Annotated in this window: 22 protein-coding genes; 12 read left to right on the top strand and 10 right to left on the bottom strand. The window is 68.0% G+C overall.

The window, feature by feature from the left end; all coding sequences use genetic code 11:
* Positions 1-63 precede the first annotated feature (63 nt).
* The 6 genes from QC765_RS02785 to QC765_RS02810 all read left to right on the top strand — a co-directional run bounded on the left by QC765_RS02785 (position 64) and on the right by QC765_RS02810 (position 4,821).
* The gene (locus QC765_RS02785; protein ID WP_278312897.1) at positions 64-456 is read left to right on the top strand and encodes a GntR family transcriptional regulator; all 393 of its coding nucleotides are present in this window, start codon (positions 64-66) and stop codon (positions 454-456) included.
* Positions 453-1,358, top strand: a complete 906-nt coding sequence (locus QC765_RS02790; RefSeq protein ID WP_278312898.1) for an ABC transporter ATP-binding protein — start codon at positions 453-455, stop codon at positions 1,356-1,358. The genes QC765_RS02785 and QC765_RS02790 overlap by 4 nt, the downstream gene beginning before the upstream one ends.
* Positions 1,355-2,341: an ABC-2 membrane transporter-related protein gene (locus QC765_RS02795; RefSeq protein ID WP_278312899.1), complete on the top strand. Its 987-nt coding sequence runs from the start codon at positions 1,355-1,357 to the stop codon at positions 2,339-2,341. Before QC765_RS02790 ends, QC765_RS02795 begins: the two co-directional genes overlap by 4 nt.
* A 16-nt stretch (positions 2,342-2,357) precedes the next feature.
* Entirely contained in the window at positions 2,358-3,443 is a 1,086-nt protein-coding gene (locus QC765_RS02800; RefSeq protein ID WP_278312900.1) for an ABC-2 membrane transporter-related protein, read from the top strand.
* A gap of 107 nt (positions 3,444-3,550) precedes the next feature.
* On the top strand, positions 3,551-4,330 hold the full coding sequence (locus tag QC765_RS02805; RefSeq protein ID WP_278312901.1) for an SDR family oxidoreductase: 780 nt from the start codon (positions 3,551-3,553) through the stop codon (positions 4,328-4,330).
* 5 nt (positions 4,331-4,335) lie between these two features.
* The gene (locus QC765_RS02810) at positions 4,336-4,821 is read left to right on the top strand and encodes a MaoC family dehydratase (RefSeq protein ID WP_278312902.1); all 486 of its coding nucleotides are present in this window, start codon (positions 4,336-4,338) and stop codon (positions 4,819-4,821) included.
* Between the two features lies 1 nt (position 4,822).
* Here the strand turns inward: QC765_RS02810 and QC765_RS02815 are convergent, their stop codons facing one another.
* On the bottom strand, positions 4,823-5,899 hold the full coding sequence (locus QC765_RS02815) for a type IV toxin-antitoxin system AbiEi family antitoxin domain-containing protein (RefSeq protein WP_278312903.1): 1,077 nt from the start codon (positions 5,897-5,899) through the stop codon (positions 4,823-4,825).
* A gap of 266 nt (positions 5,900-6,165) precedes the next feature.
* Between QC765_RS02815 and dapF the strand changes: the two genes are divergently transcribed.
* The 3 genes from dapF to QC765_RS02830 all read left to right on the top strand — a co-directional run bounded on the left by dapF (position 6,166) and on the right by QC765_RS02830 (position 9,798).
* A complete protein-coding gene (dapF, locus tag QC765_RS02820; protein WP_278312904.1) occupies positions 6,166-7,044 on the top strand; it encodes a diaminopimelate epimerase in 879 nt (292 codons plus the stop codon).
* Between the two features lie 129 nt (positions 7,045-7,173).
* Positions 7,174-8,604: a GTPase HflX gene (hflX, locus tag QC765_RS02825; RefSeq protein WP_278313120.1), complete on the top strand. Its 1,431-nt coding sequence runs from the start codon at positions 7,174-7,176 to the stop codon at positions 8,602-8,604.
* Positions 8,605-8,628: 24 nt separating this feature from the next.
* Positions 8,629-9,798, top strand: a complete 1,170-nt coding sequence (locus QC765_RS02830) for a hypothetical protein (protein ID WP_278312905.1) — start codon at positions 8,629-8,631, stop codon at positions 9,796-9,798.
* 54 nt (positions 9,799-9,852) lie between these two features.
* Here the strand turns inward: QC765_RS02830 and lexA are convergent, their stop codons facing one another.
* Positions 9,853-10,503, bottom strand: a complete 651-nt coding sequence (lexA, locus tag QC765_RS02835; RefSeq protein WP_507762898.1) for a transcriptional repressor LexA — start codon at positions 10,501-10,503, stop codon at positions 9,853-9,855.
* Between the two features lie 1,184 nt (positions 10,504-11,687).
* On the opposite strand from lexA, the gene nrdR reads away from it, so the two are divergent.
* Positions 11,688-12,173: a transcriptional regulator NrdR gene (gene nrdR, locus QC765_RS02840; protein ID WP_278312907.1), complete on the top strand. Its 486-nt coding sequence runs from the start codon at positions 11,688-11,690 to the stop codon at positions 12,171-12,173.
* A 24-nt stretch (positions 12,174-12,197) separates the two neighbouring features.
* Here nrdR and hrpA read toward each other — a convergent pair whose 3' ends face one another.
* The 3 genes from hrpA to QC765_RS02855 all read right to left on the bottom strand — a co-directional run bounded on the left by hrpA (position 12,198) and on the right by QC765_RS02855 (position 17,851).
* Complete coding sequence (gene hrpA / locus QC765_RS02845; protein ID WP_278312908.1) at positions 12,198-16,178, bottom strand: ATP-dependent RNA helicase HrpA; 3,981 nt, start codon at positions 16,176-16,178, stop codon at positions 12,198-12,200.
* A 98-nt stretch (positions 16,179-16,276) separates the two neighbouring features.
* Positions 16,277-17,170, bottom strand: coding sequence for a hypothetical protein (locus QC765_RS02850; RefSeq protein WP_278312909.1), 894 nt, complete (start codon positions 17,168-17,170; stop codon positions 16,277-16,279).
* A gap of 99 nt (positions 17,171-17,269) precedes the next feature.
* Positions 17,270-17,851: an AraC family transcriptional regulator gene (locus tag QC765_RS02855; RefSeq protein WP_278312910.1), complete on the bottom strand. Its 582-nt coding sequence runs from the start codon at positions 17,849-17,851 to the stop codon at positions 17,270-17,272.
* 158 nt (positions 17,852-18,009) lie between these two features.
* Here QC765_RS02855 and QC765_RS02860 point away from each other — a divergent pair, with 158 nt between their 5' ends.
* Entirely contained in the window at positions 18,010-18,291 is a 282-nt protein-coding gene (locus QC765_RS02860; RefSeq protein ID WP_278312911.1) for a DUF1490 family protein, read from the top strand.
* 11 nt (positions 18,292-18,302) lie between these two features.
* A complete protein-coding gene (locus QC765_RS02865) occupies positions 18,303-20,525 on the top strand; it encodes a heavy metal translocating P-type ATPase (RefSeq protein ID WP_278312912.1) in 2,223 nt (740 codons plus the stop codon).
* Here QC765_RS02865 and QC765_RS02870 read toward each other — a convergent pair.
* The 5 genes from QC765_RS02870 to QC765_RS02890 all read right to left on the bottom strand — a co-directional run bounded on the left by QC765_RS02870 (position 20,518) and on the right by QC765_RS02890 (position 26,565).
* On the bottom strand, positions 20,518-20,766 hold the full coding sequence (locus QC765_RS02870) for a hypothetical protein (RefSeq protein WP_278312913.1): 249 nt from the start codon (positions 20,764-20,766) through the stop codon (positions 20,518-20,520). The two genes, QC765_RS02865 and QC765_RS02870, sit on opposite strands and share 8 nt — an antisense overlap.
* Positions 20,767-20,771: 5 nt before the next feature.
* Positions 20,772-23,264, bottom strand: coding sequence for a DEAD/DEAH box helicase (locus tag QC765_RS02875; RefSeq protein WP_278312914.1), 2,493 nt, complete (start codon positions 23,262-23,264; stop codon positions 20,772-20,774).
* 89 nt (positions 23,265-23,353) lie between these two features.
* Positions 23,354-24,403: an alpha/beta fold hydrolase gene (locus QC765_RS02880; RefSeq protein ID WP_278312915.1), complete on the bottom strand. Its 1,050-nt coding sequence runs from the start codon at positions 24,401-24,403 to the stop codon at positions 23,354-23,356.
* A gap of 325 nt (positions 24,404-24,728) precedes the next feature.
* Complete coding sequence (locus QC765_RS02885; protein WP_278312916.1) at positions 24,729-25,559, bottom strand: transglutaminase-like domain-containing protein; 831 nt, start codon at positions 25,557-25,559, stop codon at positions 24,729-24,731.
* Between the two features lie 43 nt (positions 25,560-25,602).
* A complete protein-coding gene (locus tag QC765_RS02890; protein WP_278312917.1) occupies positions 25,603-26,565 on the bottom strand; it encodes a proteasome assembly chaperone family protein in 963 nt (320 codons plus the stop codon).
* Positions 26,566-26,771 lie beyond the last annotated feature (206 nt).

Raw genomic sequence — 26,771 nt, forward strand, 5'->3', positions numbered from 1 at the left:
AGAGATCCCTGCACCGCGCTAATACTTATAGTGCTAATGAACTAGTGAAATAAGGAACCTCATGTGATTGCCTACCGCATCGACCGCAGCTCCGGCATCCCCGCCTACGTGCAGCTCATCGCCCAGACCAAGCGCGCGCTCCGGCTCGGGCAGCTCGCCCCCGGCGACAAGCTGCCCACGGCCAAGGAAGTCGTCACCGAGCTCGCTATCAATCCCAACACCGTGCTCAAGGCCTACCGCGAGCTCGAGACCGAAGGACTCGTCGAGCCGCGCGCTGGCCTCGGCACCTTCGTCACCACCACCCTCGCCAAGCCCGGGATGGCCGAGACCGAGATCCTCCGCGCGCAGCTCCGCGCCGCCTTCGCTACGGGCCGGGACGCAGGTCTCGACCGCGAAGACATCGAAGCCCTCGTCCACGACGTTCTCGACGCCTACTTCATCGGAGACCAGACATGACCACTCCAGACATGACCAGCCCAGATGTGACCACTCCCGCCCTGAGCTTCCGCGACGTGCACAAATCATTCCGCCGCCACACCGCGCTCGCGGGCTGCACCCTCACGGTCACCGAGGGCAGCATCACTGGGCTCGTCGGTGCCAATGGCGCGGGCAAGTCCACCCTCATGTCCCTCGCCGCGGGACTGCTGCGCCCCGACGCGGGCACCATCGACGTGCTTGGAGCACCGCCAGCACGCAACCGCATCAGCAACGGGGTCTCCTACCTCGCCCAGCACAAACCCCTCTACCCCAGCCTCACCGTCGCGCAGATGCTCCAGTTCGGCGCCGACACCAACACCGAGTGGGACAACGAGTACGCCACCACCATCGCCACGAGCACCGGGATCAAGCCGACCACCCGCATCAAGCACCTCTCGCCGGGGCAGCGCACTATCGTGGCCGTCGCGCTCGTTCTTGGACGGCGGCCCCGGCTGCTCATGCTCGATGAGCCCATGGCCGACCTCGACCCGCTCGCCCGCCGCACCGTCGCGCAGATCCTCATGGGCGATGTCGCCGAGCACGGCACCACCATCCTGCTGTCCTCGCACGTGCTCAGCGAGATCAGCGACCTCGCCGACGAGATGATCCTCCTCGGCCACGGCCAGGTCCATCTCCAGGGCAGCATCGACACGATTCTGGCCAGCCACTACATCCTCACCGGAACCGGTGACCCGCACACCGTCGCCGGGCCCGCCACGCTCATCGACACCCGCGGCACAACTGGGATGCGGGGCCACCTCCTGCGCGGCGACGCACCGATGATCGCCACCAGCGACTGGTCCCTCGCCCCAGCGACCCTCGATGATGTCGTGCTCGGCTACCTGCGCAGCGATGCAAGCCTTGAAGGAGCCCTGGGATGATCCGCACCACCTGGCGCGAGCATCGGATCCTGCTTGCCATCGTCGTCGGCGGACTGCTCGCCCTCGCGGTTGGCGTCGTGATCGCGGGAATGCTGATCGCCGACTACCGCGCGACCCACGGCACTACGCCCCGCTACTTCAGCTCGCAGTGCCGCGAGGCTGTCTGCTACGCCGACGGTTTCCTCGCCTACTTGCCTGGCCCCATCACCCTGCTCCCCATCATTGCTGGCGCCCCCATCGGAGCCGCGGTGATCGCCCGCCCCATCGAGACCGGTCAACACATCCTTGCCTTCACCCAATCGCGCAGCAGATGGTCCTGGTACGGTGCCCGCTTCCTTGTTGTGTTCGTGCCCATCACCGTGGCGACGACCATTCTGGGAGCTGTACTGCCACTCGGGGGGACCGCGGGAACTGGATTTGATCACTTCTCGTTCGTGACCACCGCCCCGGTGCTGGGCGCGCACATGCTGCTCGCGCTGACACTGGGAGGCGCTATTGCACTATTGCTCCCTCTCGGCCGGTCAAGCACCGTCATCGCGGTTCCCGCCGCCGTCGCCTTGATGTTCATCGCAACCATGATCCTGGTGAGCATCCGGCCCCATCTTGTCGAGCCTGTGCGCACGGAGTATCCGCTGACAACCGCATGGCATGGCATACCGCAACGCACAGATAGCAACGGGGTTATGCCCTGGCGGATCTCCTCTGGAGCAGAGGATGCCAACGGCCAGCCCATCGCCGATCCGAACGGGCTGTGCCAGCGCGGATACGTCTTCCAGTTCATCACGGAGACGGAGCGCGAAGGGCTCGTGCTGACCGCGGCCGAGCAGGCGAGGTGCCTGCGCGCGCTCGGCGCCACCACCTATGCGGTCCATGAGCATCCGGGCGCGCACTTCTGGCCGATGCAGTGGCGCGAGACCGGGCTCGCCCTGCTCGCCAGCGCCCTCCTGCTCGCAATCGCCCGCGCGCGCCTCGCCCGCATCTAGGACACCGGGAGAAACCATGACCCTCACTGCCCCTACGCCCAAGCGACACCGCGTACAGCCCTATCGCACCGTCTGGCGGCTGCACCGGCGCGCTGTGCTGCTTGTCGTCCTCGCCCTCGTCGCGCTGCTCGCGATCGGCGCCGCCAGCCACTACGCGTGGATCCACGCATTCGCGGGCGCGGGCGGACAGACCAACCGGTTGACGAGCATCGCCAACCTGGTCAACATCCTGGTCCGCGAAGGATCGCTCCTGCTGCCAGTACTGCTCGGCATGCTTCTCGGTGCCGGGCTGATCAGTCGCGCGCGCGACACCGGCCGCCACGTCCTCGCGTTCACCCAGGACAGCACCCGCTGGCAGTGGTACCTCGCGCACCTGCTTGTCGTCCATGTGCCCGTTGCCCTGGCGGCGGCAGTCTATGCGCCACTGGTGCAACGCTTCGACAGCCCGACACCGATGCCCTGGCAGGGCCGATTTGGCCTCGAGCACTTCCTCTCCACGCCGCTTATTGCCGCGCTGTCGATGCTCGCCGCGCTCCAGGTCGGCGCGCTCATCGCCCTACTGCTGCGAAGTCCGCTGGCCGCGATGCCCGTCACGCTCGTGGTCCTGCTCGCTGCAGGATCCTTCATCACGCTGCAACTGCGCCCGCACTACGCCACGCCCGAGGCGACCATTATGACCGTGGAGGAAGGGGTACGTTCTGGCTCGTACGGAAGTGCGCTCTATGTGACCAATGAGGTTCGCGCCCCGTGGATCCTGGAGCGCGTCCACGTCACCGCCGACGGCCGCCCCATCGACCACACCGGCGAGCATTGCCCCTGGCCGAACCGCCCCTGGGTCTACCCGGAGATGCAGCCCGGTGACACCCAGGAGATCTTCGATGCCCGAGCAGACGAAATCGAGCGGCAGCAGGAACAACAGTTCGAGGAGGACAACGTGGTCGTTGCCCAATGCCTTCGCGATCGCGGTGCCGTCCACTTCGAGGAGCGCTTCCACCCCGACTCCCGGTTCTGGCGCTTCCAGGCAACCGAGGCGGCACTGTTGCTGCTCATCACAGGTCTCGTCCTCGCAGCGGCACGCTGGCGGATCGGCCGCATCGACTAGGGCGGACGGACCCGGGCAGCGAGCGTGGCGAGCCGCTCCCGGGGCCGGGCGCACCTATCCGTTAGCCTCACGGCAAGGCCCCATCGCGTGATCCAAGGAGACCTCTCGTGACCGAGCACCACACCCAGGCCGCAGCCACCCAGCGCGTCGCCATCGTCACCGGCGCGGCGCGCGGCATCGGTGCCGCAATCGCTGAGCGGCTGGCAGCGGATGGCATGGCCGTGGCCGTGCTCGATCTCGACAAGGACGCGTGCGCCAGCACGGTCGGCGCCATCGAGGCGGCTGGTGGCAAGGCCCTCGCCGTCGGTGCCAATGTCGCGGACGAGCAGTCCGTCACCGCCGCCGTCGAGGCTGTCGCCGAAGGCCTCGGGGCCCCAACGGTCCTGATCAACAATGCGGGCATCATCCGTGACAACCTGCTGTTCAAGATGACCGTTGACGACTGGGACGCCGTGATGGGTGTTCACCTGCGCGGGGCGTTCCTCATGGCGCGGGCCGTGCAGAAGCACATGGTCGACGCGGCCTACGGGCGCATCGTCAACCTGTCATCCACCTCCGCGCTCGGCAACCGCGGCCAGGCCAATTACTCCGCCGCGAAGGCTGGCATGCAGGGACTCACCAAGACCCTCGCCCTTGAGCTGGGCAAGTTTGGTGTGACCGCGAACGCCATCGCTCCCGGGTTCATCGCCACCGACATGACCGCCGCGACCGCTGAGCGCATCGGCATGGAGTTCGACGAGTTCAAGAAGGCCACCGCCGCGCAGATCCCCGTCGGACGAGTCGGCGTGCCCGACGACATCGCCCACACTGCCTCCTTCCTCGCCTCCGAGGGAGCCGGGTTCGTCTCCGGGCAGGTCATCTATGTCGCCGGCGGACCGAAGGACTAGCACCTATGCAGGTATTCGCCACGCTCGATGCGCTTCTCGAGGCCAGCTCTGCCGCGGATGGGCCGTTGCCACTCGGCACGGGGGAGTGGCACGAGGTCACCCAGCACGCGGTGGATCTTTTCGCGGATGCCACTGGCGATCACCAATGGATCCACACCGACCCCGAGCGTGCGGCGAGCGGACCCTTCGGTGGCACGATCGCGCACGGCTACCTCACGTTGTCGCTGCTGCCGATGCTGATGCGGACGGTGTACCGCGTCGATGGGCTCCGCATGGCGGTGAACTACGGCTCCAACAGCGTGCGGTTCCCCGCTCCGCTCCCGGTCGGTTCGCGCGTGCGCGCCCGGGCCGAGCTCCTCGGCGTCACTGGCAAGTCCGGCGGGCAGCAGCTCACGGTGCGCGTCACCATCGAGCGCGAGCTTCCCGACGGTGGCACTGACGCCCGGCCCGTGTGCGTCGCCGAGACGCTCGCCATTCTCTACCCGGCGTAGCTCACCGGCGATCCACCCACCAGCGCTCGGGCACGGGAAGCCCTGGCGATACCGGATCCGGCCAGTCGCCCGGCGCAGGCTCGACCGGGCCGAGCAGCGGATCATGCTTCCACCACCGGATGGGCTCCTCGCGCGGCGGGTGGGCCGCGAGGAGCTGCGCGAACCGTGCTGCCAGCTGCAGTGGATCACCATGCGCCAGGCGCCACCCAAACCTGCACAGGTCGATCCCCATCCGGCGCAGCAACCACTCGCGCTCCTGCTGGTCGGCAATGATCCGCGACGCATCCGGGCGATTGTCATACTTCAGCGCGCCATCAGCCTCGAACCCCGCCCAGTGATACGGCCACAAGCCATCGACACGGAACTGCGGCCTGCCATCACCCACCCACGCATTGGGCACCGGCAGCGGCAATCCGCCAGCATGCGCGGCGAACCGACCTAGCGACTCCAGCGGTGACTCCGCCAGCTCGGACGCATGCGCCGCGACCCAGCGGGCGCGCTCGGCCCCGCGCCGAGCCTCCACGTGAGGGAGGCATTCGCGCATGCCGGCTCCCCGGCGCAGCGCCCCATCAGCCACTGCGAGTGCCACCGGAACCGAAGCCGACAGCGCGATCGTGGTGGCAGTCCAGCCCAGGCTCGTCACTGGCATCCCGTTTGCCTCGCGGAGGTGGCTCGTGGGAACCGGTCCGAAGATCGTGCGACCATGGCGACCCACTTGCGTGCGGACCCGCCCATCGCCCGGGCAGGAAATCGAAGGAAGCCCCGGCGGTGCACCGATCGTGGGCAGCCCGAGCGGGAGCGCGGCCGACCAGCCAGCCAGGAAGCGCCCGTCCCCGCACGACAGCAGGTACGCCCGCGACGCGAGATCGAACCTTTCCCAGGGCCGCAAGGAGGCGACATGGTCCGTCTCGGCGTAGATTCCCCGCGCCAGCCGTCGTAGACGACCCTGCCGGTGGAGCGCGCTGAGCTGCTGGACCGCGACCGGGTCGTTGGCAGTGGTCAGGCCGTTCCCGGCCGCGAGCGCCTCCGCTACCCGGCGCGGAATCCTGGTCGCTGTGCTGGGTTCAACTCGGTGCATGGCAGGCAATAGTGCCGCGTGCTGGAACGGGCCGGTGACCACCTGTGGACAACTTCGACGTCGCGGAAGGGCTGTGGATAACAGGGCTCGCCGGGCGCTTGGGTCTGCAGCCGGTCAGAAGCCTATGAAACGCAACAAATGACCCCTGTTTCGGGCCCATTCCGTTGAGTTCCATAGGCGAATCCGGGGCGACGGCCCCGCTCCGGCCCCGCGACCCCAGCCGCGACGGCCCCGCGATCGAATAGCCACCCAGTATCGTTGACCCCATGCAGCACCCAGGAGTTCCGTTCAGCAAGGGGCACGGCACGCAGAACGATTTCGTCATCCTGCCCGATACCGCCGTGGAGCTTGATCTCGATCCGCAGGTTGTTGCTCGCTTGTGCGACCGGCAGCAGGGCATTGGTGCCGATGGGGTGCTGCGGGTAGCCCGGGCGGGTGCGCTGGCCGCGGCTGGTGTGCTTCCCGGAATGCCCGAGGGCGTGCAGGAAGACGATTGGTTCATGGACTATCGCAATGGCGATGGCTCGATCGCGGAGATGTGCGGCAATGGCGTGCGCGTGTTCGCGCACTACCTGCGGGCCTCGGGCCTGGAGGAGCGTGAAGCGTTCACCGTGGGCAGCAGGGCGGGTGCTCGCCCGGTGACGGTCCATGAGGCCGGTACCACCTTCGGCGAGGTCACGGTGGATATGGGAATCGTTCGCCAGCTCGGGGAGAGTCGTGCGGCAGTGGGCGGCCGAGAATTCGAAGGCATCGGTATCGATGTGGGTAATCCGCATCTCGCGTGCGTCGTCGAGGGCATGACAGCGGTGGAGCTGGGGCAGCTTGACCTCGGGGATCCAAGCTTCGACCACAGCTTCTTCCCCCATGGCGTGAACATCGAGATCGTCACGGAATTGGCCGATGGTGCCGTCTCCATGCGCGTCAATGAGCGCGGTGTCGGCGAGACCCGCTCGTGCGGCACGGGCACGGTAGCGGCGGCAGCAGCAGCGCTCCTGCACGCAGGCCGGCAGGATGGCGAGGTCGCGGTGACGATCCCAGGTGGGACGGTGAACGTCACGATCGAGGGCGGGCGCTCGTGGCTGCGTGGCCCATCGGTGCTGGTGGGAGAGGGAGTGCTGAGCGCGCAGTGGTGGGCAGATAATTAATCGCGCTACCTGGCGGATCCCCGTATCATCGGAAGCATCACATCAGTAGATAAAGGGGTGACCGCGTCTTTGCGGCAATCAGTGAACTCTCTCCCGTCCGGCCATGACGTTCCCGCTGGCGAAAGTGCCATCGAGCTGTCCGGCGAACCCATTCCAGCGCATCAATCCAGCCAGCGTGCTGATCCATCTACCGGTGACCTTCAGCTCGAGGAACGTACCTCGTTGCGCCGCGTGCGCGGGCTGTCCACCGAGCTCACCGACGTCACCGAGGTCGAGTACCGGCAGCTCCGGCTCGAGCAGGTAGTGCTCGCCGGGGTATGGACTTCCGGTTCCGCCGCCCATGCCGAGGCAAGCCTGCGCGAGCTCGCGGCGCTCGCCGAGACCGCGGGCTCGGTCGTGCTCGAGGGTCTCATCCAGCGTCGCGACAAGCCGGACGCGTCGACATACCTTGGTTCCGGCAAGGCCGCCGAGCTGCGGGAGGTCGTCGAAGCTAGTGGCGCCGACACCGTGATCTGCGACGGCGAGCTGACTCCGGCCCAGCTCACGGCCCTGGAGAAGATCGTCAAGGTCAAGGTGATCGACCGTACTGCCTTGATCCTCGACATCTTCGCCCAGCATGCGACCTCGCGGGAGGGCAAGGCACAGGTGTCTCTCGCGCAGATGGAGTACATGCTGCCCCGGCTGCGTGGTTGGGGCGAGGCACTGTCCCGGCAGGCCGGTGGCCGGGCTGGCAGCAACGGTGGCGTGGGCCTGCGCGGCCCCGGCGAGACCAAGATCGAGACGGATCGGCGGCGCATCCGCGAGCGCATGGCGAAACTGCGCCGCGAGATCCAGGCGATGAAGAGCTCGCGCGATACCAAGCGAGCACGACGGCAGCGCAACCAGGTTCCCGCGGTGGCGATCGTGGGCTATACAAATGCCGGCAAGTCCAGCTTGCTCAATGCGCTCACCGATGCAGGCGTGCTGGTGCAGAACGCGCTGTTCGCCACGCTTGATCCCACCACGCGCCGCGCCGAGCTCGACGATGGTCGTGAGTATGTGCTCACCGACACGGTGGGTTTCGTGCGGCACCTGCCCACCCAGCTCGTCGAGGCGTTCCGCTCCACCCTCGAGGAAGTGACCAGCGCCGATGTGCTGGTGCACGTCGTCGACGGCTCGGATGAGTTCCCCCTCGAGCAGATCAATGCCGTCCGCCAGGTCATCGATGACGTGGTGCGGGAGCAGGAGGCCCCGGCCCCGCCGGAGCTGCTAGTGATCAACAAGATCGATGCAGCGGACCCCGTGGCGCTCGCCAAGCTGCGCCGCACGCTGCCCGATGCAGTGTTCGTCTCTGCCCACACGAAGGCCGGTATCCCGGGCTTGCGGACCCGGATCGCGGAGATGCTCACCCGCACCGATGTCGAGGTCCTCGTGGAGGTCCCGTACTCGCGCGGTGACCTGGTCTCGCGCATTCACGCCGAGGGCACGGTCAGCGCGGAGAGCCATGAGTCCGAGGGGACGCGGATACGCGCGCATGTCCCGCCCGGGCTGGCGTCCTTGCTCGTGGACTATGGGCTGTAGCATCTCTCGACTATGCTGCGCGGCATGATCGCAGGACGAGCGCGCGCCCGTGCAGCAGGCGGACTTCTGGCCCTGGCGCTCTGCGCTCAGTCGCTCGGCATGATCGCGCACGCGCAGGTGCCTCCCGGAGTGGAGGCACCTGCGCCAGAGTCGCTCTGCACGCCTGACGACGCGGAACTTGGCGAGCTATCAGGCCTGACGGTCATGGACGGCGTTGTCTACGCGATGCCTGACGGCGGCGATGAGGCCCGTATCGCTGTCCTCGAGGGTGCCCTCGACGGCGCGTGCGAGGTGACCCGCTGGATCCGGGGCGGTGCCGATCCCTTTGATCCGGAGGATCTTGCGGCCTTCGACGGCGATCTGTGGATCGGTGACTTCGGGGACAATGCACGAGCCCGGCCCACGGTCGCGCTGATCCGGGTCGATCCAGCTACCAGTGAATCCTCGGTGCACCGGATGGCGTTCCCGGACGGTCGGCCCCGCGATGTGGAGACGCTGCTCATCGATAGCGATGGAATGCCCATCCTTGTGTCGAAGTGGTTCGGCGTGAGCGAGGTCTTCGTGCCGCGCGGTGGACTCTCGGTATCGGACTTGCCCGCTGAGGGCACGACGCCGTTGGAGTATCGCGGAGAGCTGGCGTTTCCCATGACCAGCACGGTGGGCGGTCCGATCGGTTCGGTGGGCTCGACCCTGGCAACAGGAGGGGCGGTCAACGACGCGGGAACAATAGCTGCCGTCCGGACCTATACCGATGCCTACTTGTTTGCTGATGCGACTGGTGATCTCGTGCGCGCACTGACCGCGGAGCCTGTTCGGGTGCCACTGCCGGAGGAGCCGCAGGGCGAGGCGATCGCATTCACCTCCGAGGGAGATCTGCTCACGGCCTCGGAAGTGGGAGATGCTGCTCTGGATGCCGAGGGGTCGGCGACCACCGCTCTGCCGCCGATCCGTGTGGTGCGGGGCGCCGAGCAAGTCGCCTGGGATGCGATGGCGCAGCGTGGCGAGGAGACCACCGCGCTCGTGCCGGGGGACCCTGCGGACGACGCTGGTCCGGATGCCGTGGATGATGCGGACAGGGCCAGCAGTTCCACGATCAGCTGGGCCCCGATCGTGGCGATCAGCGCGGCCGGGTTGGTGCTCCTCGGCATTCTCGCGGTGATAGCGGCCTTCTTCGTGCGGAACCGGTCACGCTAGCGCTAGGGACTGGTCTCCCTGCGCTTGTCGCTTCAATTGACACCGCGGCCCCCGTCAGAGCTTGCGGATGACGGATACGACCTTCCCGAGGATGGAAGCGTCGTCCCCGCGGATCGGGCTGAAGTGCGGGTTGTGGGGTAGCAGCCAGACTGCCGACCCGTCCCGCTTGAAAGTCTTCACTGTGGCATCGCCGTCGATCATCGCGGCGACGATGTCACCGTTGATGGCATCCTCCTGCTGGCGCACCACGACCCAGTCGCCGTCACAGATAGCAGCGTCAGTCATCGACTCGCCGACAACCTTGAGCAGGAAGTGCGCGCCATGGCCGACGAGTTCCTGCGGGAGGGGAAAGACGTCCTCGATCGATTGCTCCGCGAGGATCGGTCCACCGGCGGCGATGCGACCGACGAGGGGCACGTACACCGCGGTCGGAGCATTGGTGTGGTCGTCGGCGTTGTCAACGGAATGGACCTGTCGGAACGATCCGGGCCGCGACGTGCCCTGATCAGTGCCGGGCGCGGGATCGGAGCCGCGGGCGTCCACCGCGCGGGGCCGGTTCGGGTCGCGCCGGAGGTAGCCCTTCTTCTCCAGCGCACGAAGCTGGTGGGTGACCGAGGAGGTTGAGGTGAGGCCCACGGATTCGCCGATCTCACGGACGCTCGGCGCATAGCCCCGATGCTCGACCGACTCCCGGATGACCTTCATGATCGCGTGCTGTCGATCGGTCAACGTGGGGAGGCCGTTCTCGGGTGCCACGGGCTCCGCGATCGCGACGGGCGCGGTGCGCGAGCTCCTCTTCTGCGGTGGCATCGAATCCATCCTCCTCATGCGGGGCATCCAACGGGGACTAGAGCGACAATATCCAGCTCGTCAGAATAATTCAAACAGATGTTCGATGCGATGGCCGCGTTTGGTGAAAAAGTGTCGGACCGCCGTGGTAGAAATCGAACATCTGAGCGAGTGATGCGCTCGGGGCGCAACCTGGCGATGGAGCCCACGGGAAGGATCCGCACCATGATCGATAGCGATGCACCACAGTCGGGGCAGGAACAGCAGGACGAGCGCCTGGGTGCTGCCAGGAGCGGTGGCAGCAGCACCTCGGCTCGGCGATCGTGCTCGGCAAGCGCCTGGCGGGGCAGCTCTGCGGGCCCGGCCAGGCTTGGACGTGGAGCTCACCGGGGACGGCCCGCTCCCGAGCCGCGTCCGCAGGTAGCGCTGGGCCTCAGTGATGGACGAAGGCCCTCGCCGGGCCATGCGCTGCCGCGTCATGCGCGGCCGCGCCCCGGTACTGGCACTCCCGCTCCGCTGCCGGGCCGCCGCCCACCGACCCGTCGACCGTCATGCTCGCTGCCGCAGGGGCTGCCCAGCGCCTCGGGGCCGCGGTCGCGTAGGGCATTGGTGTGTCACGCGCACCCGCAGGCTAGAGCGTCACGTGGGGAATCCGGGATGGCCTACTTCCTCATGTTCGCGCTTGTCGTGATGGCGATGGCTTCAGTCGTGCTGTGGGGTGCCCTCGGGCCAGCTCCCGGACCAGGCTCGATGCCGGAGCACTCTGATATCCGGGGGGCGGTCCCGGGCCTGATGCAGTCTGATCCGGGGGCCGAGCAATGATGCCGGATGCCGTTCCGCGCGTGCCAGCGGCGATGCCCGAATTGACGGTACTTGCGACAAAGCGTTGCACAGCATACGTTCAACATCGAGCGTGCACGCGCTATACAGGTCTTGTGCGACTCGGCGATGACATGGACCAGGCGCGCAACTGGATCTTGCTCGCGCAGGATCCTGGCGCCGCGGGGCTGTGCCAGCGAGAGCCGCGCGAGATGACGGACCTGCAAAGATCCGCCCCTGCGCCGCGAGCCGCGCCGAGTGACCAACACCGAGGAGTGACGATGCGCTGCCCCTTCTGCAAGTCCACCAACTCGCGCGTCGTGGATTCGCGCGAGGCGGACGAGGGGCAGGCCATCCGGCGTCGACGCTCCTGCACCGATTGCGGACGACGGTTCACGACAGTGGAGACGGCAGTGCTCGCCGTGCTCAAGCGCAGTGGCGTGACCGAGCCGTTCAGCCGCGACAAGGTGATACTAGGCGTCCGCTCGGCCTGCCAGGGCCGCGACGTCGACGAGGATGCGCTGCACCTGTTGGCGCAGCAGGTCGAGGACACTGTTCGAGCGAGCGGCGCGGCAGAGATCCCCAGCCATGAGATCGGCCTCGCGATCCTCGGCCCGCTGCGGGACCTCGACGAAGTGGCCTACCTCCGCTTCGCCTCGGTCTACCGGTCCTTCACCTCGGCCGACGACTTCGAGAAGGAGATCGAGACCCTGCGCAAGCACCGCGCCGCGCACGCATCGTCCGAGCGCCACCCAGCGCACAGCTAGGGCGCTATCACCGGCAGCGCCCTGTCACGCAGGCCTGCGAGCGAGATCCGCGATCGCGGACAGCACCCGCTGCTCCGATACCGGCCCCGCCGTTCCTACGGCCTGCGCGAACAGGCTGACCCGCAGTTCCTCGATCATCCAGTGCACGGCCACAACGGCCTCGCTCGCACGCGAATCGCTGGGCAAGCCACCTAGCACGCGATCAAGCTCCCCATACACGCGGTCCAGCGCGGCCATGCCGCGAGTTTCCCGCCTAGCGCTGCCCGGCAGTGCCGCGATGCGCTTGCGCGCCGCCACGAGATGCCGCGCGAGATGCGACAAGCGGCCCATCCCGCACTCTGTGACAAAACCAGCATGGATGAGCCCTGCTAGCTGCTCGCGAACATCCTCGACCGCCTCGACCGACACCGCGTCGCCCGGTGCGGCGTCGAGCTCCACCGCGAGTCCCTGCGCCTCCTCCATCACCGGCACCACGAGAGACAGCACCTGCCGTGTCCGTGACGCGATGCGTGGGCGTAGCCAGGCCAGCAGATCACCGAACTCCTCGGCATCCCAGGCCACACCGCCGTACTCGGTCACCAGCGCGTCGATCGCGCAGCCACGGCAATCCTCCAGCAGTGGCCCAGCGCCACCACCGGGCGCGGCATTGAGTGAGAGCCGTTGTGGTGTCGATAGGCCCTGCAGCACGGACTTCGGCACCGGCCCCAGCGCTCGCGCTACCAAGGCCCGCGTGCCCGCGCGCATCCCCGCCACCTGGGCCGCACGGGTCGGCAGCACCCGCACCGAGACGCCATCAGTGCCCGGCACCAGCGAGGGGAAGCCCCGGACACGCTGCCCGCGCACGTCCTGGTCCACGAGCTGCGGGATGGTGCCCAGCGTCGCCCCGTTCCACTCCCAGGCGGGCGGTCGCGAAACCGATCCACCGACTCGGGCCACGGCGCGCGAGACGGCCCCCGCGAGGGAGTCGCGCAGCTCGTCGAGATCCTTCGACGCCCGCACCACTGTGCCCGAGTCATCGGTAGCGGCGAAGGTCATCCGCAGGTGCGGGGGCAGCGCGGTGGCATCGAAATCGTCCGGCGTGATCCGTGTTCCACCGAGCCGGGAAAGCTCGCGTGCCATGCCGATCGTGAGCGGCTCGCGGCGCGGCGCGAGCGCGGCAAGCGCCGCTGATCCAAACTCGGGCGCGGGCACCACGTTTCGTCGCACGTTCTTCGGCAGCGTCTTGACCAGTGCGGCCGCGAGCTCCTGCCGCAGGCCGGGAACGAGCCAGTCGAATCCGATGGTCCGCACCTGGGGGAGCTGCGCGAGGGGCACTTGCACGGTCACGCCGTCCTCGGGGTGGCCTGGCTCGAACCGGTAGGACAAGGGCAGCAGCAGCTCGCCCTGCTTCCACGCGTCGGGGAAGTCCTGCGCGCGCACGCGGTCCGCCTGCGGATTGATGACGGTGTCCTCGGTGAACAGCAGCAGCTCGGGCTCGGTGCGGCTGGCCTTCTTCCACCATGAATCGAAGTGCCGGACGGACACAACGTCGGCGGGTATCCGGGCGTCGTAGAAGTCGAACAGCGCATCGTCGGTGACGACGATGCCGCGGCGGCGGGCACGGTGCTCGAGATCCTCCATGTCGTCGAGCAACGCCCGATTGCGGTGGAAGAACTCGTGGCGGAACTCCCACTCGCCCTGCACGAGGGCGTGGCGGATGAACAGGTCGCGGGCGGTCTCGGGATCGATCCGGCCATAGTTGACGCGGCGCTGCGCGGCGAGCGGCACCCCGAACAGGGTGACGCGCTCGTAGGCGAGGACCGCGCCCTGCTTGGTGGACCAGTGCGGCTCGGAATAGGTGCGCTTGACGAGGTCGCCGGCAAGCTGCTCGGCCCAACCGGGCTCGATGCGAGCGGCGGTGCGCGCCCATAGCCGTGAAGTCTCCACGAGCTCGGCGGCCATCACGAACTGGGGCGGCTTCTTTGCCAGCACCGAGCCGGGGAAGACCATGAACCGGGCACCCCGGGCCCCGAGGAACTCGCGGGAATCCGACTCCCGGATCCCGATGTGGGAGAGCAGCCCGGCGAGGAGGGCTTGATGAATGGTGTCGGGCCCGGCCGGTTGCTCGTTGGGCTCCCAGCCGAGGCCGGAGCAGATGGAGCGGAGCTGCCCGCGCAGGTCCTGCCACTCGCGGATGCGTTGCCAGTGCAGGAACTCATTGCGGCACATCTTGCGGAACTGGCTGGACGAGAGCTCGTTCCGTTGCTGCCGGATGTAGTCCCACAGCTCGAGGTAGGCGAGGAAGTCGGACCCCGACTCGGTGAAGCGCTTGTGCAGCTCGTCGGCCTTCTGCTGGTGCTCGGTGGGGCGCTCGCGCGCATCCTGGATGGACATGCCGGAAACGATGGTGAGTACCTCGTGGAGGCAGCCGGTGGTGCGCGCCTCGACGAGCATGCGGGCCATTCGGGGATCCACGGGAAGCTGCGCGAGCTGCCGGCCGGCCGCGGTGAGGGTGACGTGGCCGTCGGGCCTGCCGGTCTCGAGGGCGCCGAGCTCCTGCAGCAGCCGCACGCCGTCGCGGATGGCGCGATCATCGGGCTTGTCGAGGAACGGGAACGCGGCGATATCACCGAGCCCGAGGCTGGCCATCTGGAGGATGACGGAGGCGAGATTGGTGCGCAGGATCTCCGGATCGGTGAACGGCGGCCGGGCGTCGTGGTCATCCTCGGAGTACAGGCGGATGCAGATGCCGTCCGAGAGGCGGCCGCACCGTCCGGCGCGCTGCCGCGCCGAGGCCTGGGAGATCGCCTCGATGGGGAGGCGCTGCACCTTGGTGCGCAGGGAGTAGCGGGAGATGCGCGCGAACCCTGGGTCGATGACGTAGCGGATGCCGGGAACAGTCAGCGAGGTCTCGGCGACGTTGGTGGAGAGCACGATGCGCCTGCCGCTGTGGCGGGTGAACACGCGATGCTGCTCGGCAGCGGACAGCCGCGCATAGAGGGGCACGACTTCGGTGCTGGGCAGTTTCTTGTCGTTCAGAGCATCAGCGGTATCGCGGATCTCCCGCTCGCCGGAGAGGAAGACGAGGATATCCCCGGGGCCCTCGCGGATGAGCTCGTCGACGGCATCACCGATTGCCTCGATGGGATCGCGCTCGATGAGGAAGTAGTCGTCGTGGTCCTCGTCCTCGAGGTCCCGGTCACGGTCCCGGTTGTGGTTCGCGGAACGGGCGGGCACCTCGTCGACGAGAGGCCGGTAGCGCATCTCCACCGGATAAGTACGGCCAGAGACCTCCACGATGGGCGCGGGCGATCCTTCGGTGCCAAAGTGGCTCGCGAACCGCTCCGGGTCGATCGTCGCGGAGGTGATGATGATCTTGAGGTCGGGGCGGCGGGGCAGGAGCTGCTTCAGGTAGCCGAGCAGGAAGTCGATGTTGAGGCTGCGCTCGTGGGCCTCGTCGATGATGATCGTGTCGTAGGCGCGGAGCATGCGGTCGCGCTGGATCTCGTTGAGCAGAATGCCATCGGTCATCAGCTTGACGAGCGTGGTGTCGGAGACCTTGTCGGTGAAGCGCACGGCGTAGCCGACGGCGGTGCCGAGCTCGCAATCAAGTTCCTCGGCGATGCGCTCGGACACGGAGCGGGCGGCGAGCCGTCGCGGCTGGGTGTGGCCGATGGTGCCATGCACGCCGCGGCCGAGCTCGAGGCAGATCTTGGGCAGCTGGGTCGTCTTGCCGGAACCGGTCTCCCCGGCGACGATCACTACTTGATGGTCGCGGATCGCGGCGGCGATGTCGTCGCGGCGCTCGCTGACCGGAAGGTCGGCGGGGTAGGTGATCGTGGGCATCCCGGCCTGGCGCCGCTGCACCAACGAGGACGCCTGCTCGATGGCACGGCCGATCTTGTCGAGGTCCTGCTCGGATCGTGCGCGCCGGAGGCGCTGCCCAAGGCGGTGCGCGTCGCGGATGGTGAGCTGGGTGAGGGCGTCGCGCAGTTCCGCGCGGGGCACCGGCTGGGATGATCTCATGCTGCCACCCAGGATAGGCGTTCACGGGGCAGCGCTGTCCAGCCAGCAAGCCGCGCTAGCCCGGGCGAGCCTGGGGCACGAACGAAGCCAGCAACCGGCTACCGGCCGTTCTCTCGGAGAGCAGACACGGCCGAGACCGTCGCATAGCCGCGCCATTCCAGTGCCGCTGCTGCGGAATAGCTGCTGAAGTCGACGGCCCATCCGCCGTCTGCCTGCTGCCCAACCTCCAGGCGATCCAGGTCGCGCGCGACGGCGGATTCATCGACGAGACCGCGCGCCGGGCGTCCAGGCGCCGGTGCGATGTCGAGAAGGTGGAGCGTCTCGCCCTCGGTGCCTCCCTCGACCGGGACCGCGCCATCGGCGGGCACGAACTGTCCCAAGCGACGCAGTAGCTCCTGTGCCTCAGGGTGAGTGCCAGCGATGACGTCGAGGAACTGGAGCGAGAATGACAGGACGTAGGCGAACGGTGCCTCGTCCAGCTGCGCGATCGCATCCAGGCAGTACCGCGTCACGCGCGCCAGCCAGGGGTGTGCCTTGGCCCGGTCATCGAACCGGGCGACGCGGTGGGCCTGGGCAGCGACTGCCGCGGTGATCTGCAAGGAGGACTCCGCGGAGTCGGCCTCGACCCAGAACGGCGCGCAAGCAACCGGATCCGCCATCGGCAGCGCGAACGGCAGCCCCCCGTCGGGCAGCGTCACGGAGTCCAGCCAGTCGAAGAGCTTGATGGTCGCCGGGGTGGTCACGGGGCCGGCGTCGCCGATCGCTTCCAAGGCATGCAGGGCGCCGGCTGGCTGGCTCTCCGGCGCGCGCAGGTCCGGTTCGATTCCCCACCCGTAGCCGCCGTCGCCATTGCGGTAGCCCTCCACCGCCGCGAGCACCGCCGCCCGATCCTGCGCGGTCGGCTCACCGATGAGCAGGGCAAACCGACGTCGATCCAATACACGTCCGTGGGCTACCAGGAACGCTGCGGCCTGGCCGATATCGATACTCATGCTGCCCACGATGCCAGGTGCACGATGCGATCGTCTTGGACGAATCGGCCAGCCAAGCCATCCCCTCGCAGGCGCACCGGGCGCTGGACCCAGGGTGCCTCAGGCGAGGAGATCGCCAGGTGTCGTTGCTGCCAACCGCTGGGAGTCCCGGTTCAGATGGGACTGATCGGCATAGCCGGCCACGGTCGACGCCTCGCTGAGCGGCATTCCCGAGCGGGCGAGATGAAGCGCATGCTGGAAGCGGTGGATGGAGGCGAGCGTCTTCGGGCTGTACCCGAAGAGCTTGTTGCTGACGCGCCGCAGGGTGCGCTCCGAGAGGCCATGGCGAGCAGCGATGTCTGGGACGATGACTCCCGCCCTCGCGGCGCTATCCACCGACGCTGCGAGCCGCAACACGGAAGGCTCGGGTTCTGCCTGCTTCCGGAGCGCGGCAACGATGCGTTCGAGCGCAGCTGCCGGATCACTGTAGGCAACGTCGATGACCGACGGCGGCACACGGACAAGATCGCTCAGATCAACGCGTTGATCAGCCAGCTCCCGCGCCGCGAACAGGAACCGCCCCTCGGTCCACATGAGGTCCATGACGCCGTCAGGCAGGATGCGCATATCGCCGCGCTCGGCTTCGACCCGCCACAACGTCGCGCCGGTACGCGCACCGCGCCAGGCCATGTAGCTGCCCATCCTCACCTCCCGCGCTTCTCGTGATTCTACTGCTCCCCTCCGCTCGGGCCTGGCAGCAACCGGAGGCATCATGGGTGTCCATTCGATCGCCATGCGGCACAATCGGAAACCATGGAGCATCGCTGCCCCTGTTCGTCGAGAAGCCGGAGGAATGTCACATGATTCACGGAGCCCTGCTCGGCAAGGCCGCGGGAACACTCGTCACGGGCGTCGTGGGCGCCGCCGCCTACAACAGCGTGCGCTGGGCGGTCCGCAACACTCCGGTGCGGGAGATCGCGGTCACGGCGACCGCGGTGGGCCTGCGCGGCGCTCGGAAGGCCGAGGAGGGCGCGGAGAACGTGCGGCTTGCCGCGGCTGACATCGTGGCGGAGGCGCGCGAGCGCGTCGGCGAGGACGCGCCGCCGCCTAGCCACCCCGTGGGCCACGGGCATACGCACTAGTACAGCCAGCGATGACTAGCTCCGAGGGCAGCACGATCCCGAGCGACGACCCGACCGGCGGCGTGGAGATCATCGCCATCGCGGCGGGCAGGCTCCGCGCCAGGGTCCCGTGGTTGCACCGCAGCCCCGCGCGGGCCGTGGCGATCGAGGACGCGCTGGAGGTGGTGCACGGTGTGCGGGCCGTGCACGCCTATCCGCGGACCGCGTCGGTCGTGGTGTGGTACTCATCGAATCGAGTGGGTCCGCTCGACCTGGTCGCGGCCATTGCTGGCGCCGAGGATGTCGAGGCACGTGCAGTGCCGTCGCGGGAACCGTACTCCGCGGAGGTCGGCACGGGGGACCTGGCGCGCATGACGCTCGGCGCGGGCGCGCTGCTGGTGCTCGGGGTCCGCCGCTATGTGCTGCTGCGCCCGCCCGTCCTCGGGCCCACGAGCCGGTTGCTGGCCACCGGAGTCACCATCATCACTGGCTATCCATTCCTCCGCGGCGCGGTGCGGGCTCTCACGCGATCCTCGGTGGGTGGCACGGACACGCTGGTATCGGCGGCGACGGTGGCCTCGTTGCTGCTGCGCGAGAACGTGGTAGCACTGACCGTGCTGTGGCTGCTGAACATCGGCGAGTACTTGCAGGACCTCACCCTGCGACGGACACGGCGGGCCATCTCGGAGCTGCTGACGGGCGCGCAGGACACCACGTGGGTGCGGACCCCGGACGGCAGCGAGGTGCAGATCGATATCGATGCCGTTGCCGTGGGCGATCACGTCGTGGTGCATGAGCATGTGGCCCTGCCCGTCGATGGCGTGATCATCGAGGGCGACGGCATCGTCGATCAGTCCGCCATAACCGGCGAGCCGCTACCGGTGACGGTGGTGGCGGGCCAGCAGGTGCATGCCGGCTCGGTGCTCGTGCGCGGCCGCATCGTCGTCGAGGCGCGGGCGGTCGGAAAGGACACCGCGATCGGTCGCATCATTGGCCGCGTGGAGCAGGCCCAGGCAGACCGGGCACCGATCCAGACGGTCGGGGAGAACTTCTCGCGCCGGTTCGTGCCCGCGTCGTTCCTCCTCGCGGGCGCGACGCTGCTCGCGACGCGTGACGTGCGGCGTGCCATGACAATGCTGCTGATCGCATGCCCGTGCGCGGTGGGACTATCGACGCCCACGGCGATCAGCGCGGCCATCGGCAACGGGGCGCGCCGCGGCATCCTCATCAAGGGCGGCTCGCATCTCGAGCTCGCGGGGCGCGTGGATGTGATCGTGCTGGACAAGACGGGCACCTTGACAGTGGGCAGGCCCGTGGTGACCAATATCGTCAGCTTCCATCCCGAGTGGGACGCGAGCGATGTGCTGGCCTACGCGGCGAGCTCGGAGATCCATTCACGGCATCCGCTGGCGCAGGCTGTCATCCGGTCGACGGAGGAGCGCCGGATCCTCATCCCGCCGCATGAGCAGTGCGAGGTGCTGGTGGGCCTGGGCATGCGCACCTGGGCCGACGGCCGGACGCTGCTGCTGGGCAGTCCCGCGTTGCTCGAGTCCGAGGGCGTCACCGTGGGCGAGGATGCCCGGTCATGGGTGGGCCGGTTGCGCAAGCAAGCGGAGACCCCGCTGCTGCTGTCGGTGGATGGCGAGCTCGTGGGGCTGGTGAGCGTGCGGGACCAGGTTCGCCCGGAGGCGCGCGGGATCATCGATGAGCTGCGCGCGGCGGGGGTGTCGAGGTTCGTAATGCTCACGGGGGATCATCCTGATACCGCGGCGGCAGTCGCGCGGGAGCTAGGCATCACCGAATGGCGGGCGGAGGTGCTGCCCGAGCACAAGCTCGACGTGATCGAGGCGTTGCGCGCCGAGGGCTGCACGGTGGCGATGGTGGGTGACGGCACTAATGATGCACCGGCCCTTGCGGGCGCGGACATCGGCATCGCGATGGGCATCGCGGGCACCGATGTGGCGGTGGAGACCGCGGATGTCGCGCTAGCCACTGATGACCTCCACCGGCTGCTCGACCTGCGCGAGCTTGGCGGCCACACCGTCGAGGTGATCCGCCAGAACTATGGCATGTCGATCACCGTCAACGCGGCGGGGCTGGTGCTCAGCGCCCTGGGAACATTGTCGCCGGTCCTCGCGGCGATCCTGCACAACGCCTCGTCGGTTGCGGTGGTGGCGAACAGTTCCCGGCTGATCCGCTACCGGCTCGCCGATGGCGCTGCCGCTAGTAGTGCTGGGACCGCTGGCCCTACGTGAGGACCGTGAGGATCATCGCGACCAGGATGGGCACGAGGAAGAGCGCAGCGATCACCAGGACTCGACCACGGTAGCGCGTGCCGGACGGCAGTGGATACACCCCCGCTAGTGGCCGGTCGAGCTGCGCTGGCGGGATGTCCATGTCCGGCAGGGTGTCGGAGAACCCTAGCTCGCGCATGCGCTTTTCCTGCTGCTGCGCCTCCCGCAGGCGCTTGCGCGCAGAGTAGTGCCGTTCGCCCATGGTTCCTACCCTTCCTCGATCGCCAGGTTCTCGATGACGACCTCGCCGGCGCTATCGCACTCGGCCAGATCAATGCTCGCCACGAGTGCCCAGCCGTGGTCACCGTCGGGGTCATGCAGGACCTGTCGCACCTCCCAGCGCCCGGGTTGCTCGTCGATCTGGAACAGTGCAGGGCCGCGGGCATCCGCGCTGCTATCGATCTCGCCATACTCGTTCAGGAAGGGGACGAGCTGCTCGAACCATTCCTCGGCGGTGAGGTCACCCAGCTCGGCGAGCTCCGCCCACTTGCGACGGGACGCCAGGTCCACGCGCCGGAACATCGCATTGCGCACCATGCGGCGGAATGCCCGCGCATTCGAAGTCAGTGCCCGCACCGAGTCCTCGCCGAACGCGTGCTGCTCGGAGGTCACGGCAGCAGGGTTGACGAGCTGCTCCCACTCATCGAGCAGGCTTGAATCGACCTGCCGGATGAGCTCGCCGAGCCATTCGATCAGATCGTCGAGCTCCTCGTCGCGAGCGTCGGAGGGCACGGTCTGCTTCAGGGCACGGTATGCATCGGCTAGGTAGCGAAGGACGACACCCTCGGAGCGGTTGAGGCCATAGGCGGAGATCAGGTCGGCGAAGGTCATTCCCTTCTCGACCATGTCGCGCACCACAGCCTTGGGGGAGAGGGTGAACTCCGCTACCCAGGGATGGCCTGCCCGATAGGTCTCGAAGGCGGGGGCGAGCAGCTCCTCGAGCGGCTTGGGCCAGGTGATCTCGTCGAGCAGCTCCATGCGCTCGTTGTACTCGATGCCGTCGGACTTCATCTCGCCGATGGCCTCGCCGCGGGCCGCGTGCTGCTGCGCCATGAGCAGCGGGCGGGGATCGTCAAGGGTCGCTTCGATGATGGAGACGACGTCGAGGGCGTAGTCGGGGGAGTCGCGGTCGAGCAGCTCCAGCGCGGCGAGCGCGAAGGGCGACAACGGCTGGTTGAGGGCGAAGTCGCGCTGCAGCTCGACAGTGAGCCTGGCCCATCGTCCGTTCTCGTCGGGCTCGGCGAGCCGCTCGACGATGCGGGCCTTGAGCAGCCCGCGGTACAGCGCGATCGCCTGCAGGATGTGCTTGCGCTGCGCGGGGCGGGCCTCGTGATTGTCCTCGAGCAAGTTCCGCATGGCGGCGAAGCAGTTGCCGGGCCGGGCGATGACATTGAGCAGCAGCGCGTTGGTGACCCGGAACCGTGACACCAGCGGCTCGGGGGACGCGGCGACAAGCTTGTCGAAGGTCTGCTCTGTCCAGCTGACCACGCCCTCCGCGGCCTTCTTGCGCTGCACCTTGCGCCGCTTCTTCGGATCATCACCGGCCTTCGCGAGGGCGCGGGCGTTCTCGATCTCGTGCTCGGGGGCCTGCACCACGACGGAGCCGGTGGTGTCGAACCCGGCGCGGCCCGCGCGCCCGGCGATCTGGTGGAACTCGCGTGCCCGCAGCAGCCGGTTGCGGGTGCCGTCGAACTTGGTGAGCCCGGTGAACAGCACCGTGCGGATGGGCACGTTGATGCCGACGCCGAGGGTATCGGTGCCGCAGATGACCTTGAGCAGGCCCTCCTGAGCGAGCTTCTCGACGAGTCGCCGGTACTTGGGCAGCATGCCCGCGTGGTGCACGCCGATGCCATGCTTGATCAGCCTGGAGAGCACGCGCCCGAAGCCAGTGGTGAACCGGAAGCCGCGGATGGCCTCGGCGATGCGGTCACGATCCTCCCGCGAGGCTACGTTGATGCTGGTGAGCGACTGTGCCCGCTCGAGCGCCGAGGCCTGGGTGAAGTGCACCACGTAGACCGGTGCTTGGTGGGTGGTGACGAGTTCCTCGATGGTCTCGTGGATCGGGGTCATCGCGTACGAGAACACCAGCGGCACGGGCCGCTCGGCCCCGGCGATGTGGGCGGTCTCGCGCCCGGTGCGGCGAGTCAGGTCCTCCTGGAAGAATCGCACGTCGCCGAGGGTCGCGGACATCAGCAGGAACTGCGCGCCGGTCAGCTCGATGATCGGGACCTGCCATGCCCAGCCGCGGTCCGGCTCGGAGTAGAAGTGGAACTCGTCCATCACGACCTGCCCGACGTTCGCATCGGCGCCCTCGCGCAGCGCGAGGTTGGCGAGGATCTCCGCAGTGGCGCAGATGATCGGGGCCGACGGGTTGACTGCGGCGTCACCGGTCATCATGCCGACGTTCTCGGCGCCAAACACCTCGCACAGCGCGAAGAACTTCTCGCTGACCAGTGCCTTGATGGGCGCGGTGTAGAAAGTGCGAGTGCCCTGGACGAGCGCGGTGAAGTGCGCGGCGATCGCGACCAGTGACTTCCCCGATCCCGTCGGGGTGGCGAGGATGACGTTGGAGCCGGCGACGATCTCGAGCAGTGCTTCTTCCTGGGCGGGATACATCGTGATGCCCTGCTCGGTGGCCCACGCCTCGAACGCGTCGTAGATGACCTCGGGCACATTCGGGATCTCGTCAGGGTTTAGCACCGCTCCAGGCTAGCCGCTCGCACCGACAGATCGCGCGGCTCGGGCAGCCGCGGCCAGGGACAGCAGGCGCTGTATTAGGTTGCGCGGTATTAGGTCGCGCTGCGCTCGGCGCTGCCCATGGCATCGAGCACGGCCGAGCGTGTCCAGTCGTTCCCCTTGAGGGCGCGATCGCTCATGCCGTCGAGGAGGAGGCGGCGCCACCGGGCGTGATCGAACTCGTGCGCCGCCGCGCTGGCGATGAAGTCCTCCACGAGCGTGATGAATCGCTCGGGGTCGTCGCGGAACGGGAAGTGCGCGGAGTCCCCGAAGATCTCGAGGCGCGAGTTCGGCATCGCGGCGTGCGCGAGGTGGGCGTGCGAGACGGGGACGACGCTATCGTGCTCGCCCCAGATGATCTGCACGGGCATGGCCTCGGCGAGGTAGCAGCGATCCAGCCCCGTGACGATCTGCCCGCGGATGTCGATGACCGAGCGGAGGGTGCGGACGAACGCCGTGCGATTCTCGGCGTCCGGCAGTGACGAGACGATGCGCATCAGGTCGTCGGCGTCGTGCAGATGGTGGGTGAACGGCCGGGCAGCGGTGGCGGCGGCGTGCACTGCGGGCGCCACACCAGGCAGGCGCATCAGCCTGACCGCCCGCGCGAATCCGGGCAGCGAGGCCAGCCGCAGCAGCGGATTGACGTCGCGGGTGATCCCGCCGGTGCACACGAGCACCAGGCGATCAACGAGCTCGGGGTACTGGTAGGTGAACTGCAACGCCACGCCGCCGCCGAGCGAGTGCCCGACGAGGGTGACCGAGTCGATGTCGAGGACGGACAGCAGGTCACGGATACCGTTGGCGAACGCCGCGATGGAGTAGTCCGCGCGCGGCTTGTCGGATAGCCCGTGCCCAAGCAGGTCCGGGGCAATGACGGTGTGCGACGCCGCGAGGCGCGGGATGATGTCGTTCCAGGTCGAGGAGTTGTCCCCGATGCCGTGGAGCAGCAGGACGGCCGGGCCGCTGCCAGCAATGCGGTAGGCGCGGCGGTAGCCGTGGATGACACGGAACGAAACCGTGGGCTCGTGGCTGGGGACGGCACGCAGGCGGGCGGCAGAGCGACGGCGGGCAGGAATTGCGCTGCGGGGATCTTCGCGGTCCATGAGCTCTCCTCGGCGTCGCTGTCCCTGGGCTCGCCGGGTCCTCGTGATCCCGGCTAGTGGGCGATCCTCCGGGCGAGGAGGGCCTATGGGGTCAACGCTAGCGCAGTCATTCACGACTGGACAAAACTAGATGAAACACTTTGTTACGTCTAGTTTGCGACCGTGTTGCTCGCTGCGAGGTAGCGCGCCGCGATTGGGAGAGAGCCGCTCGTCGCGATGGGCCGTCCCGCGAGTGCGCAGGAAACGACAGTCCAGAGCGCGGTAGCTGTCGTTTTTCGCACACTCGCGGGGGGTCAGCGCCAGGTTAAGCGCCGTGAACCAGCACTTAGCGCAGCGCCACTAGTCCTTGGTGATCGTCGAAGGGAAGGTCCCCATCGACCACAGCCCGGATCTCGATCGATTCCAGCTCCACGTAGCCGCCGTAGGTTGACAGGAACGCGGTGTCGGCGGCATCCCGGCCTGTGGTCATGCGCAGCATCGACTGGCGCGGCCCCAGCCGGCTCGTATCCACGATGACCCACTGGTCGTCGACGAGAGCCTCGCACACCGCATGGAAATCCATTGGACTGATGCCGGGGGCATACACCCCGACCACGCGAGCCGGCACGTCGAGCGCGCGCAGCAGGGCCGTCGTCAGGTGGGCATAGTCGCGGCACACCCCCTCCCGGTGCAACATCGTCTGGCTCGCCCCATCCGTCGGCCCGCTGCTGCCTGGAACATACTTCAGGTGCGACCACACCCAGGCCGTGACAGTGTCGAGGATCGCTCGTGGCGAGGACAGTCCGGAGAACTCCTCGTAAGCCTTGGCGAGCAGCTCATCGGACTCCGCGTAGCGGCTCGGCCTCAGGTACAACGCCTCATCGAACGGATCGACCGGGATCGGGTCGGCCAGACCAGTGATCGTGGCCGAGTACTCGAGGACGACCCGGCCTGGCGGGCTGACAAGCTTGTGCAGGCGGCCCCGGTTCGGCGTGCTGATCTCCAGCAGGTCCACCGGGCGGCCGTCCCTCGTCGCCACGAGTTGCTCCTCGACGGTGGCGCCAGGCTGGTGCGCGGCAGCGACATGCGCGAAGATGCGCGCCGACTGCACGACGTTCATCTCCACTCGCGAGTAGACCCGCCGTACCAGCGGGTTCAGGGAACTAGATGCGCTCACAATTGTCTACTCTGAGGCCTGCGCGCGGAATCCGCCACTCGGACTACTCCGCGCCCGGATCGATGCCCGTTCCGCCTGGCTTGTCCTCCTCGTTGCCCGTTGCCTGCTCGGCAAGGAAACGCTCGAACTCGGCTCCGAGCTCATCGCCCGAGGGCAGCTCCTGGCCGGACTCGAGCAGCGACGGCGCCGCATCACCGCGGTGCGTGAGGTCGTACTGGTTCTCGAGCGCGTGCACCACCGCAGCGGCCTCCTCGTTGCCCGCGAGCTGCTCGTCCACCTGCCCCGCGATCGTGCGTGCCGACTCCTCGAGCGCCTGCAGCGGAACCGAGATGCCCGTCACCTCAGTGACGCTGGCCAGCAGCCGCAGGGCCGCGGCCGGATACGGCGACTGGGACAGGTAGTGGGGAACATGCACCGAGAACCCCCGCGCATCAAAGCCATTCTGGCCCATGCGCAGCTCGAGAAGAGCGGAGGCGCTGCCAGGCACCTGTACCTCGGTCCCGAGCCGGTCCGACGCTGGCACCTTCCCGGGCTCGCTGGCATGCCCGATCACACCCAGCGGCCGGGTGTGGGGGACCGCCATGGGAATCGCGGAAAGCCCGACGCTCTGGCTCACCCCGAATCGTTCCGCGAGCACCTGCACCGCGGCGGTGAACTTCTCCCACTTGAAGTCGGGCTCCATCCCGGCGAGGAGCAGGAAGGGCGTGCCCTGCAGGTCCTTCACCGCGTACAGGCTCAGCTCCGGCTTGTCATAGGACGAGAAGTGATCGGAGACGAAGGTCATCGGTGGCCGCCGCGAGCGATAGTCGATCAGCTCATCGACCGCGAACGACGCGATGAGCTCGGTCTCGAGGCTCTCGCGCAGATGGTTCGTCACGATGCTCACGGCATGACCGGCATCAGCAAAGCCCTCCAGGCCGTGCAGCAGCACCGGGCCGGTGCCATCAGTGTGCTCGATGCTCGGGCTCGGGAACTCGAGCTCGTAGATGTGGGAGTCGTCGACCATGGTGCAAGTCCCCCTCTCTGGAACGGGATCAGTGGCTTCGGGCGCGCAGCGCGAGCCAGAAGTATCGCGCATCGCGCGCGCTGCGTCCACGCGCATGCCTACAAGCATCAACGCGCGGGGCGGCCCGTTTGTTTCCGATGCGCCGGCGCCACGAGGAGCATGCGCGCTCGCCGGGCGAAAGCGTGACGCGATCGCAATGGATCCGT

Source organism: Hoyosella levis, assembly GCF_026008515.1.
GTDB lineage: Bacteria > Actinomycetota > Actinomycetes > Mycobacteriales > Mycobacteriaceae > Lolliginicoccus > Lolliginicoccus levis.

Bases quoted from the DNA above. Each gene is read 5' to 3' on its own strand.
- QC765_RS02790 (WP_278312898.1), top strand. From the start codon at position 453: ATGACCACTCCAGACATGACCAGCCCAGATGTGACCACTCCCGCCCTG.
- QC765_RS02795 (WP_278312899.1), top strand. From the start codon at position 1,355: ATGATCCGCACCACCTGGCGCGAGCATCGGATCCTGCTTGCCATCGTC.
- QC765_RS02800 (WP_278312900.1), top strand. From the start codon at position 2,358: ATGACCCTCACTGCCCCTACGCCCAAGCGACACCGCGTACAGCCCTAT.
- QC765_RS02810 (WP_278312902.1), top strand. From the start codon at position 4,336: ATGCAGGTATTCGCCACGCTCGATGCGCTTCTCGAGGCCAGCTCTGCC.
- QC765_RS02815 (WP_278312903.1), bottom strand. From the start codon at position 5,899: ATGCACCGAGTTGAACCCAGCACAGCGACCAGGATTCCGCGCCGGGTA.
- dapF (WP_278312904.1), top strand. From the start codon at position 6,166: ATGCAGCACCCAGGAGTTCCGTTCAGCAAGGGGCACGGCACGCAGAAC.
- QC765_RS02830 (WP_278312905.1), top strand. From the start codon at position 8,629: ATGATCGCAGGACGAGCGCGCGCCCGTGCAGCAGGCGGACTTCTGGCC.
- lexA (WP_507762898.1), bottom strand. From the start codon at position 10,503: ATGAAGGTCATCCGGGAGTCGGTCGAGCATCGGGGCTATGCGCCGAGC.
- nrdR (WP_278312907.1), top strand. From the start codon at position 11,688: ATGCGCTGCCCCTTCTGCAAGTCCACCAACTCGCGCGTCGTGGATTCG.
- hrpA (WP_278312908.1), bottom strand. From the start codon at position 16,178: ATGAGATCATCCCAGCCGGTGCCCCGCGCGGAACTGCGCGACGCCCTC.
- QC765_RS02850 (WP_278312909.1), bottom strand. From the start codon at position 17,170: ATGAGTATCGATATCGGCCAGGCCGCAGCGTTCCTGGTAGCCCACGGA.
- QC765_RS02855 (WP_278312910.1), bottom strand. From the start codon at position 17,851: ATGGGCAGCTACATGGCCTGGCGCGGTGCGCGTACCGGCGCGACGTTG.
- QC765_RS02860 (WP_278312911.1), top strand. From the start codon at position 18,010: ATGATTCACGGAGCCCTGCTCGGCAAGGCCGCGGGAACACTCGTCACG.
- QC765_RS02865 (WP_278312912.1), top strand. From the start codon at position 18,303: ATGACTAGCTCCGAGGGCAGCACGATCCCGAGCGACGACCCGACCGGC.
- QC765_RS02870 (WP_278312913.1), bottom strand. From the start codon at position 20,766: ATGGGCGAACGGCACTACTCTGCGCGCAAGCGCCTGCGGGAGGCGCAG.
- QC765_RS02880 (WP_278312915.1), bottom strand. From the start codon at position 24,403: ATGGACCGCGAAGATCCCCGCAGCGCAATTCCTGCCCGCCGTCGCTCT.
- QC765_RS02890 (WP_278312917.1), bottom strand. From the start codon at position 26,565: ATGGTCGACGACTCCCACATCTACGAGCTCGAGTTCCCGAGCCCGAGC.